Source organism: Microbacterium pasadenense, from assembly GCF_047246565.1.
Classification (GTDB): Bacteria; Actinomycetota; Actinomycetes; order Actinomycetales; family Microbacteriaceae; genus Microbacterium.
On the sequence record NZ_JBFOKN010000004.1, the window covers coordinates 99,209 to 111,615 of the forward strand.

Sequence of the window (12,407 nt, forward strand, 5' to 3'; positions counted from 1 at the left end):
TCTCCCGGGTTCAGAGCGTTCCGGCGCGGACCTGGTCTTCGACGAGGTCGTTTCGAAGCGCCCGCGGCAGGAAACGCCGAGCTGCTTCACGGTAGCGTGCGACCTCGGCCTCGGCGTGCTGCTCCGTCCATCCGGCATAGGCGACGAGCACCGCTGCGGCACGCGGCGCCGCAGCCAGACCGACGTCCGAGGCGAACGCCATGACGGTGCGTCGCACCAGGATGTCCTCGAGACTCACTGCACCTTCCTCGCGCACGGCGTGGACGACCTCTGCGGCGATTGCGCCGGTCTCGTCGTCGATGACTTCGGCGAGCGCCGGGTCGGTCGTCGCGAGCGCCTCGATGGGCCGCGCCAGCGCACCATAGATGTCGGCGAGGCGGCCCGCGGTGCGCGCTTCGAGACTGCTCCGCTCGACGAACGTCGCCCGGAAAGCGGCCACACTGTCGGCGGGTGCGCCGGGGAACCGAGCGGTGCGAGTCGGCGAGGCCTCATGGCGCAGTCCGAGCGCCTGCTCGATCTTGCGAAGCGCCTGCTCGCCGAGAGCGCGATGCGTCGTGTATTTTCCGCCGATCACGGTCATCAGCCCCGCGGTGTCGCCGGTGTGCACGATGATGTCGCTGTCGCGAGATACCGAGGACGGGTCCGTCAGATCAGCGACGTAAGGCAGGGGGCGCACTCCCGAGTAGGACCACAGGACGTCGTCCGGGACTAGGTGGGCGCCCGGGACGATGGTGTTCGCGGAGCGCAGCAGATAGTCCACCTCCTGGTCGTCGATCACGACCTCGTCGATCGACCCGTCGTAAGGGAGGTCGGTGGTGCCGATCATGAACCGACCGTCGTGCCACGGGAGGATGAACATCGGACGCCCGTCTTCCGGGGAGTCGAAGAAGATGCACGTGTCGGGCGCTCCCGGGAAGGCGTCCACGACGAGGTGGCTGCCTTTCGTCGGGCCGATCTTCCGTGGGTGCGATCCGGCGAGGTCGAGGATCGCGTCGACCCACGGACCGGCGGAGTTGACGATGACCGGCGCCCGCAGCTCATGCTCGACGCCCGTCTCCCGGTCGTGGTAGCGGACCCCCGTCACGCGGCCGTCCTCGCGAATCAGGCCTGTGACCGGCGTGTGGGTCAGGACGGTCGCGCCGTGACGACTGGCGTCGATGGCGATCTCCATGGCGAATCGCTCCGTCACGGGGACATGGGCGTCCTGGAACAGCCCTCCCCACTTCACACCGGCCTGCGCGACCGAGGGCCACTCCTTCTTCATGCGACGGGAGAAGACGATCCGGTTCAGCGGCAGCTTCTTGCCCAGCGCGAGGACGTCGTGGAGGATCAGACCGCACGACATCAGCCATCCGGGCGTCTTGTTCCATTTCGCGAACGGGATCAGCATCGGATACGGCCGCACCAGGTGGGGCGCCGTCTGCAGCAGGATGTCGCGCTCGCGGATCGACTCGAACACCAACGGGATCTCGAAGCGCGGCAGGTACTTCAGTCCACCGTGAATCAGGCGCGTCGAGATGGCAGAGGTCCGCGCGGCGATGTCGTCGCGGTCGATCATCACGACGTCCAGACCGCGCGCAGCTGCTTCGCGCGCGATGGCCAGTCCGTTGATTCCGGCACCGATGACGACGACGTCGGCGGCGCGCGGAGCGCTGTAGGTGTTGAGAAGGGGCATGAGAGCAGTCCTTACAGGGCAGATGGGCGCCCGGGAGACGCTGTGGGCGGCGGCGGGACGCCGGCGCCCACAGCGGGGCGGTCAGTGAGACAGAGACTGGAAGAGGTCGAACGCCTCGTCCGGCTCCAGGCCGTCGTGCACCACGCCGCGCACCGCGGCGAGCATGGCGGCGGGATGCTCCGACTGGAACACGTTGCGGCCCATGTCGACGCCCGCCGCGCCCTCTTGAATCGCCTGATAGGCGACCCGCAGCGCTTCGCGCTCTTCGACCTTCTTGCCACCGGCGATCACGATCGGCACCGGGCACGAGCTGGTGATGGTTTCGAAGCCGTCCTCGACGTAGTAGGTCTTCACGAATGCGGCACCGAGCTCGGCGCTGATCCGGGTCGCAAGGCGGAAGTAGCGAGCATCGCGCACCATGTCGCGGCCGACCGCCGTCACCGCGAGGACGGGGATGCCGGTGCGCTGCCCCTGATCGACGAGCGTTGTGAGGTTCTTGATCGACTTCGTCTCGTTCTCACCGCCGACGAAGACCTGGACGGCGAGAGCTGCGGCATCCAGCCGTACGGCATCGTCGATGGACACCGCGAGTTCCTCGTCAGAAAGCTCCTTGAGCACGCTCGGGCCGCCGGACGCGCGGAGCACGATGCCCTTCCCGGTGTCGGCGGGAATGGTCGTCCGCAGGGCGCCGCGCGTGCACATCAGCGCGTCCGCCTGCGGCACGAGCGGCAGGATCGAACGGTCCAGGCGCTCCAGGCCGGAGGTCGGCCCCTGGAAGTAGCCGTGGTCGAAGGCGAGCATCACCGTCTTGCCGTCGGCGGGATCGAAGACGCGTGACAAGCGAGCACGCATCCCCCAGTCCTGGCCCGCCTGGCCCTTGAGGTGGAAGCCGCGGGAAGCGGCGGTCGCGCCGGAGAAGTCGGTTCCGTCGCGGAGGTCGTCGAGGTCAGCCATTGCTGGTCTCCTTCTGTGAGGGGGTGGTGTGAGAGGACGGCCGGGGGGATCGCAGCGAAGCACGCAGGCGTCGGAGACTGGAGCGGCCGGTGCCGGTCGCCGCGGACGCGACGACCACGACCAGCACGACGAGCACGCCCTTCAGGACGTTCTGCGCGCCGACCGACCAGCCGACGAGGTTGAGGAGTCCCGAGAGCAGCACGAAGAACATGGACCCCGTCCATGCACCGACGGGCACCGGGCGGCCACCGGAGATCAGCGTTCCGCCGATGACGACGACCGCGATCGAATCGAGCATGTAGCTCGTGCCGAGGACGGTGCTGGGAGAGATGAACGCAGCCAGCAATCCGCCGACGAGACCCGCGAAACCGGCGCTCAACAAGTACGCGATCGCCGTGACACCAGCGACCTTGATCCCGGCGCGTTCGGCGGCCCGCGCGCTCTGTCCGACCGCGATGATCGACAGCCCCAGCCGGGTGTGCCGCAGGAGGAACCAGACCGCGACGGTCACGACGGCGACGAGGACCGCGATGACCGGGATGCCGAGGATCTTCGCGTTGACGAAGCCGCGCAGCGCGGGGTCCGCACCGCCTCGGGCGGCATCAGCCAGTAGCAGCGTGGCGCTCGTGACCACGAGGCTCGTGGCGAGCGTCGCGATGATGGGCGGGACCCGGAGCAGCAGGATCGCTGCCACGGAGATGAGACCGGCAGCGACGCCCGCCGCGGCGGCTGCGAGCAGTCCCACCACCGGGCCGAACGATGCGGCGACGGCGACAGAGACGTACGAGGACATCGAGATGACCGTCCCGACCGAGACGTCGATGTTGCCCGGGCCGAGTGTGATGACCAGCATCTGGCCAAGCGCCACCAGGACCAGGAAAGGTGCGAGCGAGAGCGACTGGGTCACCGGATCGAGCGGTGAGCCGGGCCGTACCGCGATGATGACGGCCCAGACGGCGATCACCCCGACGAGGGACCATCCCCAGGCGGGCCAGATCGGCCGCCGGCTGCTCGACGCGGTCTCGAGCGTGGCGGTGTCGACAGCGGTCATCGGACGAACCTCTCGGTGATGATGCGACCGGCGAGCACGGCGATGACGATGAGTCCTTGCGCGGCCGACTGCAGGCTGGATGGGAGGTTGATGAGGCTCAACAGGACCGTGATGAGGCCGAGCGTGACGGCGCCCAGAGTCGTGCCAATCGGCAGCGCTCGTCCGCCCGAGAACGTGCCGCCTCCGAGAATGACCGCCGCGATCGTCATCAGCGTGTACTCGCTGGCGGCGTTGATGTCGCCCGACCAGGTCTGCGACGCGAGCATCAGTCCCGCCAGGATCATGAGGATCGCGGCCAGCGCGTAGGCGACGATCCGCGTGCGAGTCAGCGAGACCCCCGCTTTCTCGAGGGTGGCTGCGTGCGACCCGAGCGCGCGCATCTGCGTGCCGATGCGCGCGCGACGCGTCACGAACCAGCCGATCGCCGTGGCGACGATGATGAAGATCACCGGGGCCGGGAACCATGTGGGACGCCAGGTGGAGATCATCGACAGCCAGTCCGGGGTCGCCCCGCCCGGCGTGGGCCGGATCTGGAGGCCGATGCCGAGCCACACGAACGACATCCCGAGGGTGACGATGATGGAGGGCACGCCACGACGCTGGACGACGAGCGCCAGGACCGCGTAGGCGAGGACGATCCCGACGATCGACAGCAGAGCGAGGACCGGCGCATCGATGAAGAGAGTGGCGGCGATGACGGTCACCAGACCGACGAGGTACCCCACGCTCAGGTCGATGTCACCAACGCTCATGATGATCATCTGGGCCTGCGCCGCGAGCACCAGGGGCACAGATGACATCAGCATCAGCGTGAGCCCGGGCACGCTCAGGATGCCGGGCTGCAGGAATGCCGTGACGATGAAGATGGCGATGAGGGTCGCAAGCGCGAGCAGTGCGGGCGAGCCATTGGCGGCGCTCGCGCGGAAGCGACCTGCGGGAGTCGGGAAGGCGTCGAGCGGCGGGGCTGATCGGAGCGCGGTCGTGCTCATCGGACGTCCTCCTGGGTGCGGTCGTGGGCACCGAACGAATCGGCGATGATGCGGTCCTCAGTGATCTCGTCGTGCGCGAGCTCGCTCACGATGCGGCCCGAGCGGAAGACATACACGCGATCGCAGTGGGCCATCTCGCTGTTCTCGGTGGAGTACCAGACGATCGAGCGGCCGCGAGCGGCCTCCACCCGCATGAGCGCGTAGAGCTCGTTCTTGGTCGCGACGTCCACACCGCGGAACGGATCGTCGAGCAGGACCAGCGCGGCATCCGTCGCGAACGCTCGTGCGACCAGAACCTTCTGCTGATTGCCGCCCGACAGCGATGTGATGGCCGCGCGCGCCCCGCCCTTGATATTCAGGCGCTGCACCCATTCGCCGGCGAGATCGGTCTTGCGGCGTGTTCGGATGACCCCGACCGCGGAGAGCTCCCGTCCCGAGGACACCGTGAGATTCTCGGCCACGCTCCACAGGGGGAAGATGCCGCTGGTCTGGCGGTCGCCGGGCACATACGCACGCCGTCTGGTCACGCTGACACCGCGACCACCCGCCCACAGTCGACGGAGCACCGCGTCCTGACCGTGCCCGGCGAGTCCGGCGAGCCCGATGATCTCACCGGGTCGGACGGCGAAGGGCACCGCGCTGTCGGCGAGACGGGCGACGGTTCCGTCCGTCTGCAGGTCGTCGCGGGCTGCGCTCGTGACGCGCTTGATGGTGGCGGTGTCGGCGCGCACCTCACCGCCCATCGTCGTCAGCAGCGCGTCCTCGCTCGCCGTCTCGGTGTCCACGGCGTCGACGATGCGGCCGTCCTTCATGACCGCGATCCGGTGCGCGTTCGCGAGCACCTCCTGCATACGGTGGGAGATCAGCACCATGCTCACGCCGTCTGCGGCGAGATCGCGCAGGTGGTCGTAGAGCTGGCGGGTCGCGTCCACACTGAGCGATTCGGTGGGCTCGTCGAGGATCAGCATCGAGAGATCATCGGTGCACAGGGCACGAGCGATCTCGAGCATCTGCCGTTGAGCCATGCTCAGGTCGCTCGTGCGGCGCACGATGTCGATGCCATGTCCGGGGAAGACGTTGTCCAGCTTCCGCGCGACTCTGGTCTCGGCGGTGCGACGCCAGGCCCATCCCCGCGCCGCCGGGTCACTCAGAGCGATGTTCTCGGCAACCGTGAGATCCGGGCAGAGCGCGAGCTCCTGATAGATCATCCGGACGCCCGCTCGCGCGGCGACGGACTGATTCCATTCATGGCCGCCCCGCCAGCTGACGCGGCCGGTGTCGGACGCCTCGCGGCCCGCGAGGACGCGCATGAGAGTGCTCTTGCCCGCACCGTTATGGCCGACCAGTCCGAGGATCTCGCCCGCGGACACGGTGAGGTCGATCCCGGCGAGCGCTCTGGTGCTGCCGTACCGCTTGGACACGTCCGTTGCGGTCAGGACGACCTCTGTCGCCCGGGGATGTGCGGTACTCCGCATCACAGTGGTCATGGAGATTCCTTCGAACCGGTCGGCCGTACGGGTTACTTCTTCAGCGCGGGGGCCTCGACGGGCTCCCCCGCTGCGATCGCCGACAGCGCGGCTTCGATGGAGGACTCATCCCACGCGATCGCCGCGTACTCGTCGGTGCCGAGCGCGTCGACCCAGTAGTCGAGGTCCGCCTGAGCAACCTGGACGAGGGGCAGCACCACCTCGGTGGGCACATCCTCACCCCGCTCCTTCGCCAGCGCGACGTAGAGCGCGGCCACGACCTGGCCGGGGTCGGTCAGGGCGGCGAACGACCCGTTGTCGATGCCGCTGTCCTTCCAGAACTTGAGCGACTTGCCGTCGGTGTCGAAGACGACCACCGGCGCCTCGCGTCCGGCGGACTCGAAGGCCTGCACGACACCCATGCCGCCGATGCAGCCGGGCACGGCATCCACCTCGGGAAGCGAACCGAGGATTCCTACGATCTCCTTCTGCGCCGTGGCCGAGTCGCAGAAGCCGTTGATCTCCGCGACGACCTTCACGTCCGGGTGCTCGGCGAGGATCTCCTGCTGACGAGCATGGAAGGCCTCTTCGGGCTGCGAGCCGACGACGCCGCGGTTGATCACGACGTTGCCCTTGCCGCTGATGGCTTCGAGCGCCGGCTCCAGCGAATCGGCGCCCCACTGGCCGTACTCGTTCCGCACGACCGTCCCGCAGCTCGTGTCCATGTCCGCGTCGAGGATGATGACGTTGATGCCGGCGGTGCAGGCTTCCTCGATGACCGGCTTCAGCGCGCTCGACGATGCCGGGATGACCATCAGGACGTCGGGGTTCTTCAGCATGAGGCTGCGGATCTGGGATGCCTGCTCGGTCGCGCTGTTCTCGCCCGGGGCGTTCACGACGGAGAACTCCGAGACGGTGCCGTCGCTCTTGAGCTTTTCGGCCTCGGTCTCGAACTTGTCGATCAGCGTGAGCCGCCAGCCGTTGACGAAGCCGTTCGACAGGGCGATCTTCAGGCCCTTGGGGTCGTCTTCACCGGCACCGGCCGTCTGCGTGCCGGGACTGCTCGAACATCCCGCCAGCACGAGAGCCGCCGCAGCGACCGCCGTGATCGCCGTCAGGGTTCGGCGGATCGTTGGGAACTTCATTGTTTGCCTCCTGTGTTCGCTTCGTCGCGAGACGAGCACTCGGTGGTGAGTGCGAGGGAACCTGTCACAACTAACTCGTCATAACAAGTTGGTGATGACTAAGGTAGGGATGCGGCGGCGTTGTGTCAACTGAGCCATTGGTACGCTCAACGCCGAGCCCCTGCGGCCACGAAGGAGACGGCATGCCGACACGCGCGACGAACAGCGCCCTGGACCGCGAGTCCGATCTGCCTCTCTGGCAGCAGCTGGCGAAGTTGCTGCGCGATGAGATCGCTCAGGGCATGCTGCGCCCCGACCAGGCATTGCCGTCGGAGTCGGAACTGATCGATCGCTACGGGGTGTCACGCACGGTGGTGCGGGAGGCGCTGGCTGATCTCGTACGCGGGGGCTTGATCTACAAAGTGCGTGCCCGCGGCTCATTCGTCGCGCCGCAGCGACCGGAGCTCAAGTTCGTCGGGTCGGTCACCGGTTCGTCCGATGACCTCGCCCCGACCGGCCGCCACATATCGACACGCGTCCTCGAGTTCGAGACGCGGACCGCCACACCCGACGAGGCTGTGCAGCTGAAAATCGCCGAGGGCGCTCCGGTGGTCAGGTTGCGCCGGTTGCGCAGTGTCGACGACACGCCCTGGCTGCTGGTCGACACCGTCCTGCCCCTCGACCGCTTCCCCACCCTCGCACCGGGTCAACTCGAGAACACCTCGCTCTACGCACTGCTGCGGCGCCGGTTCGGGGTTGAGCCGAGCGGCGCCGACCGATGGATCAGCGCGGTGATCCCGGACTCCGCAGACGCTGACCTCCTCCAGCTCGATCCTGGCCGACCGGTTCTCGCGATCGAGTCGGTGGCGTGGGATGCCGACGGTTCACCCTTCGAGCTGTACCACGCGCTGCACCGCAGCGAGGACTCGCGGTTCTACGTCGGCATCCGCTGAGCCCGGACACAGCAAAGCGCCCCGGATCCGAAGACCCGGGGCGCCGCTGATGATGAGTGTTTACTTGAACGCGTCCTTGACGTTCTCGCCGGCCTGCTTGAGGTTGGCGCCCATCTGGTCGCCCTTGCCCTCATTCTCGAGGCGCTCGTTGTCGGTCGCCTTGCCGGCGCCCTCCTTGGCCTGTCCGGTGACGTCTTCAGCGGCGTTCTTGATCTTGTCGTCGAGTCCCATAAGCGGTCCTTCCGTCGATCGGTCCGAGACGGTCAGCCTCGGATGCCCCACGTTACGGAGCCGGACCGGATCGAGCCAAGTGGTCGCATTTTGCCGCCGGATGAGGTACGCGCCGGCATCCGGAAGCCCACCGCCTCGATCAGGGACGAAAGGTCAGTGCGGTCCTCGCGCTGCCGAGCGCGTGAACAGGTTCGCGAATCCCATGCCGGCGGCCTTCGCGAGCCGGTGCGCGGGCTGCTCGACGAAGTGCGCGAACACCCAGGCGATGAGGAACGCGAGCGGCACCGACACCGCGATGCCGACGAGCGGCGAGAGGGGAAAGGTGAGGAAGCGGGCGGCGATGATCAGCGGCTCGTGCACCAGATAGAGGGCGAAGGAGATCATGCCGAGCCACTGGGCGAGCCGGCTCTCGAGCAGGCGCACCGAGGGAGCGTGATACCCCGCGACGATGACGAAGAGCGTCACCCCGAGGATCGGCACCCACCCGATGGCGCGCGCGAACGCCGCGTCGCCGGCGCCGGCGAGGAGCCACGTGCTCGTCGTCAGCACTGATGCCACCCCGATGAACGCGGGCCACCGCCACGGGCGGGCGTCGAGCCGGGATGCCGCCTCTCCGATCCGCTCCCACTCCGCGATCAGCAGCGCCCCGATGGCGAAGATGGGCAGCAGGAAGAGATAGGAGGAGCCGGTCAGCGAGCCGACGATGAGGAGGGCGAAGACCGCCGCCATCTTCGCCCACCACATCCGCCGCAGCGTGGCGGCGAGGAGGACGAACACCGGCAGCAGGAGTGAGAAGAAGACCTCCCACCGGAGCGACCAGAGCGGGGTGATCACCCATGACGGCCCGAACACGAGCAGCACGTCGCGGAACAGCCCTTCGAGGGTGTACTCGACGTTGCGGTTGTTCATCCAGGCGCCGAGTCCCTCGGCCTGGTACCGGGTGACGAGCACCGACAGGGCGAATCCGAACAGCACGGCCGCGGCGACCGGCAGGTAGAGGCGCAGCACCCGCCTCGGGTAGTAGGAGAGCCACAAGAACTCCCGGCCCTTCCGCAGCACCGGCAGCACGAGCACCATGCCGCTGAGGACGAAGAAGAGGTAGACGGCCTCGCGCCCCGCCCAGAACGTGTGCAGCGGCGTGTACGAGAGCATCCACGCGAGCGGGTCGCGCGTCACCCGGTCGTAGTACCCGGCCGCGAGCGCCGGAACGGTCAGTAGCGCGTGGTGCGCGAGCACGACGACGGCCGCGACACCGCGGAGCCCGTCGAGGGAAGCCAGGCGCTGCGGGGGTCTCACGGTTTCGACGCTATCGCGACGGCCTGAGTAGGACCTGCCCCTTGCGCCGAGGTGGATCAGCCCCGCACGACCTCGGCGAGCTGGTCCGCGATCCGCTGCGCGTCCTCCTCGGACGCGGCCTCGACCATGACCCGCACGAGCGGCTCGGTGCCGGACGGGCGCAGCAGCACACGTCCCTCGTCGCCCAGGTCGGCTTCCGCCGCTGCAACGGCGTTGAGGACGTCCGGATCGGTCGCGCGCGATCGCTCGACGCCCTTCACGTTGAGCAGCACCTGCGGGAACACCGTCATGACCTTCGCGAGCTCTGACAGCGGCTTGCGGCGCCGCACGATCTCGGCCGCCAGGTGAAGTCCGGTGAGCACGCCGTCGCCGGTGGTGGCGTAGTCGCTCATGATCACGTGCCCACTCTGCTCGCCACCGAGCGAGTAACGACCGTTCGCCATCCGCTCGAGCACGTACCGGTCCCCCACCGCCGTCGTCTCTACGTGGATACCGTGGGCTTCCATCGCCCGGTGCAGCCCGAGATTGCTCATGACCGTGGCGACCAGGGTGTCCTCGCGCAGCAGACCGCGCTCCTTCATCGACACTGCGAGGATCGCCATGATCTGGTCGCCGTCGATGATGCGGCCGTCGGCGTCGACGGCGAGGCAGCGGTCGGCGTCACCGTCGTGGGCGATGCCGAGGTCGGCGCCGGTGCGAATGACCTCGCCGACGAGGTGGTCGAGGTGCGTCGACCCGACACCCTCGTTGATGTTGACGCCGTCGGGATCGGCGCCGATGACGGTGACCTTCGCGCCGGCATCCCGGAACGTCTCGGGCGAGACGCCGGACGCGGCGCCGTGCGCGCAGTCGAGCACGACGTGCACGCCGCGCAGGGACTGATCGAGTGAGCCGAGCAGGTGGACGACGTAGCGGTCCTCCGCGTCGGCGAAGCGGCGGATGCGGCCGACGCCGCCGCCGGTGGGAAGCAGCTTCGGGGCGTCCAGTGCCTCTTCGATGCGCTTCTCGACCTCGTCGGGCAGCTTGACGCCGCCGCGGGCGAAGATCTTGATGCCGTTGTCGGGGGCCGGGTTGTGGGACGCCGAGATCATGACACCGAAATCGGCGTCGACGTCGCCGACGAGGAAGGCGGCGGCGGGCGTCGGCAGCACGCCGGCGTCGAGCACATCCACGCCGGACGAGGCGAGTCCGGCGGAGACCGCTGCCGAGAGGAACTCACCCGAGACGCGGGGGTCACGGGCGACGACCGCGGTCAGCCGCTTGCCGGCGGCTTTGCGCGCGTTCGCGATACGGCCCTGGCCCAGGACGACAGCGGTCGCCTGGGCCAGGGTGAGCGCGAGATCGGCGGTGAGGGGGCCGTTCGCGAGGCCCCGCACACCGTCCGTCCCGAACAGTGCCATCGAAGGATTAACGCTTCGAGTACTGAGGAGCCTTACGCGCCTTCTTGAGACCAGCCTTCTTGCGCTCCTTGACGCGAGCGTCACGCGACAGGAAGCCGGCCTTCTTGAGGGTCGGGCGGTTGTTCTCGACGTCGATCTCGTTCAGCGCGCGGGCGATGCCCAGGCGCAGCGCACCGGCCTGGCCCGAGGGGCCACCACCCGAGATGCGGGCGATGACGTCGTAGCCACCGGCGAGGTTGAGGACCGTGAACGGGTCGTTGATCAGCTGCTGGTGCAGCTTGTTCGGGAAGTAGTCCTCGATGGTGCGGCCGTTCACCGTGATGGTGCCCGAGCCGGGAACGAGGCGCACGCGGGCGATGGCCTGCTTGCGGCGGCCGACAGCCGCACCGGGAACCGACAGGACGGGACGCGCGGGTGCGGTCTCGGCGGCAGCCGGGCTTTCGGTGGAGTAGCTCTCGGGGGTCTGGTCGAGGGAGTCAGCGATCTTCGCCATCAGATAATCCTTGTTCTTCTCTGCGGCGCTTACTGGGCGACCTGGTCGAAGGTGTACGTGGTGGGCTGCTGGGCCGCGTGCGGGTGCTCGGCACCGGCGTAGACCTTCAGCTTCGACAGCTGCTGGCGTCCCAGGCTGTTCTTGGGGAGCATGCCGCGGACGGCCTTCTCGACCGCGCGGACCGGGTTCTTCTCGAGGAGCTCGGCGTAGGTGACCGACTTGAGGCCGCCCGGGTAGCCGGAGTGGCGGTAGGCCTTCTTCTGCTCGAGCTTCTGGCCGGTGAGGGCCACCTTGTCGGCGTTGATGATGACGACGAAGTCGCCGGTGTCGACGTGGTTGGCGAAGGTGGGCTTGTGCTTGCCGCGCAGGATGGTTGCTGCGTGCGAGGCGAGGCGGCCGAGGACGACGTCGGTTGCGTCGATGACCAGCCACTGGCGGCTGATCTCACCAGCCTTGGGGGTGTATGTGCGCGTCACAGTAGTGCTGCTTTCATAGATTCGAACGGAGGAGTTCGTGAATCCCGCTCCGGGGTGGTTCTTCGCGGATGCCGCCAGAACACGCCAGTGGAGGGCTCACGTTCGTGGTGTCGGGTCAGCTGAGCCGAGCACCAAAGCTCTAGCTTACGCCACGATCAGCCACCCGCCTAATTCGCTCGGTCAGCGGACTCGCGACGAGCTAGGTGCCCAGAGTGCGAATAGCTCAGCCCCCGGCCTCACTGCGATCGCTGATGCGGCCGCTACCGCACTCCGCTAAGGGCACGCCGCCTTCACCGTCA

12 protein-coding genes are annotated in these 12,407 nt (G+C 68.1%); 1 reads left to right on the forward strand and 11 read right to left on the reverse strand.

Annotated elements, in window-relative coordinates; translation table 11 throughout:
- Window positions 1-10: 10 nt before the first annotated feature.
- The 6 genes from AB3M83_RS12675 to AB3M83_RS12700 form a co-directional block, all read right to left on the reverse strand.
- Window positions 11-1,675, reverse strand: a complete 1,665-nt coding sequence (locus AB3M83_RS12675; RefSeq protein ID WP_412948694.1) for a glycerol-3-phosphate dehydrogenase/oxidase — start codon at window positions 1,673-1,675, stop codon at window positions 11-13.
- An 81-nt stretch (window positions 1,676-1,756) separates the two neighbouring features.
- A complete protein-coding gene (gene lsrF, locus AB3M83_RS12680) occupies window positions 1,757-2,629 on the reverse strand; it encodes a 3-hydroxy-5-phosphonooxypentane-2,4-dione thiolase (RefSeq protein WP_412948696.1) in 873 nt (290 codons plus the stop codon).
- Window positions 2,622-3,680, reverse strand: a complete 1,059-nt coding sequence (locus AB3M83_RS12685; RefSeq protein WP_412948699.1) for an ABC transporter permease — start codon at window positions 3,678-3,680, stop codon at window positions 2,622-2,624. The genes lsrF and AB3M83_RS12685 overlap by 8 nt, the downstream gene beginning before the upstream one ends.
- Window positions 3,677-4,669 (reverse strand): ABC transporter permease, encoded by a 993-nt coding sequence (locus AB3M83_RS12690; protein ID WP_412948701.1) that lies wholly within the window; start codon window positions 4,667-4,669, stop codon window positions 3,677-3,679. The genes AB3M83_RS12685 and AB3M83_RS12690 overlap by 4 nt, the downstream gene beginning before the upstream one ends.
- Window positions 4,666-6,156 (reverse strand): sugar ABC transporter ATP-binding protein, encoded by a 1,491-nt coding sequence (locus AB3M83_RS12695; protein ID WP_412948704.1) that lies wholly within the window; start codon window positions 6,154-6,156, stop codon window positions 4,666-4,668. The genes AB3M83_RS12690 and AB3M83_RS12695 overlap by 4 nt, the downstream gene beginning before the upstream one ends.
- Window positions 6,157-6,188: 32 nt before the next feature.
- Complete coding sequence (locus tag AB3M83_RS12700) at window positions 6,189-7,280, reverse strand: substrate-binding domain-containing protein (protein WP_412948707.1); 1,092 nt, start codon at window positions 7,278-7,280, stop codon at window positions 6,189-6,191.
- Between the two features lie 182 nt (window positions 7,281-7,462).
- Here AB3M83_RS12700 and AB3M83_RS12705 point away from each other — a divergent pair, with 182 nt between their 5' ends.
- Window positions 7,463-8,212, forward strand: coding sequence for a GntR family transcriptional regulator (locus AB3M83_RS12705; protein WP_412948709.1), 750 nt, complete (start codon window positions 7,463-7,465; stop codon window positions 8,210-8,212).
- Between the two features lie 60 nt (window positions 8,213-8,272).
- Here the strand turns inward: AB3M83_RS12705 and AB3M83_RS12710 are convergent, their stop codons facing one another.
- The 5 genes from AB3M83_RS12710 to rplM all read right to left on the reverse strand — a co-directional run bounded on the left by AB3M83_RS12710 (window position 8,273) and on the right by rplM (window position 12,108).
- Window positions 8,273-8,443 carry a CsbD family protein gene (locus AB3M83_RS12710; protein ID WP_412948710.1) on the reverse strand — a complete coding sequence of 57 codons (171 nt, stop codon included), beginning with the start codon at window positions 8,441-8,443 and terminating at the stop codon, window positions 8,273-8,275.
- 153 nt (window positions 8,444-8,596) lie between these two features.
- Window positions 8,597-9,739: an acyltransferase family protein gene (locus tag AB3M83_RS12715; protein ID WP_412948712.1), complete on the reverse strand. Its 1,143-nt coding sequence runs from the start codon at window positions 9,737-9,739 to the stop codon at window positions 8,597-8,599.
- A 56-nt stretch (window positions 9,740-9,795) separates the two neighbouring features.
- The gene (glmM, locus tag AB3M83_RS12720; protein ID WP_412948714.1) at window positions 9,796-11,139 is read right to left on the reverse strand and encodes a phosphoglucosamine mutase; all 1,344 of its coding nucleotides are present in this window, start codon (window positions 11,137-11,139) and stop codon (window positions 9,796-9,798) included.
- Between the two features lie 7 nt (window positions 11,140-11,146).
- Window positions 11,147-11,632, reverse strand: coding sequence for a 30S ribosomal protein S9 (gene rpsI, locus AB3M83_RS12725; protein ID WP_412948716.1), 486 nt, complete (start codon window positions 11,630-11,632; stop codon window positions 11,147-11,149).
- A gap of 29 nt (window positions 11,633-11,661) precedes the next feature.
- Window positions 11,662-12,108, reverse strand: a complete 447-nt coding sequence (gene rplM, locus AB3M83_RS12730) for a 50S ribosomal protein L13 (RefSeq protein ID WP_412948719.1) — start codon at window positions 12,106-12,108, stop codon at window positions 11,662-11,664.
- Window positions 12,109-12,407 lie beyond the last annotated feature (299 nt).

Coding starts and splice junctions, on each gene's coding strand:
- AB3M83_RS12675 (WP_412948694.1), bottom strand. CDS start 1,675: ATGCCCCTTCTCAACACCTACAGCGCTCCGCGCGCCGCCGACGTCGTC.
- lsrF (WP_412948696.1), bottom strand. CDS start 2,629: ATGGCTGACCTCGACGACCTCCGCGACGGAACCGACTTCTCCGGCGCG.
- AB3M83_RS12685 (WP_412948699.1), bottom strand. CDS start 3,680: ATGACCGCTGTCGACACCGCCACGCTCGAGACCGCGTCGAGCAGCCGG.
- AB3M83_RS12690 (WP_412948701.1), bottom strand. CDS start 4,669: ATGAGCACGACCGCGCTCCGATCAGCCCCGCCGCTCGACGCCTTCCCG.
- AB3M83_RS12695 (WP_412948704.1), bottom strand. CDS start 6,156: ATGACCACTGTGATGCGGAGTACCGCACATCCCCGGGCGACAGAGGTC.
- AB3M83_RS12700 (WP_412948707.1), bottom strand. CDS start 7,280: ATGAAGTTCCCAACGATCCGCCGAACCCTGACGGCGATCACGGCGGTC.
- AB3M83_RS12705 (WP_412948709.1), top strand. CDS start 7,463: ATGCCGACACGCGCGACGAACAGCGCCCTGGACCGCGAGTCCGATCTG.
- AB3M83_RS12710 (WP_412948710.1), bottom strand. CDS start 8,443: ATGGGACTCGACGACAAGATCAAGAACGCCGCTGAAGACGTCACCGGA.
- glmM (WP_412948714.1), bottom strand. CDS start 11,139: ATGGCACTGTTCGGGACGGACGGTGTGCGGGGCCTCGCGAACGGCCCC.
- rpsI (WP_412948716.1), bottom strand. CDS start 11,632: ATGGCGAAGATCGCTGACTCCCTCGACCAGACCCCCGAGAGCTACTCC.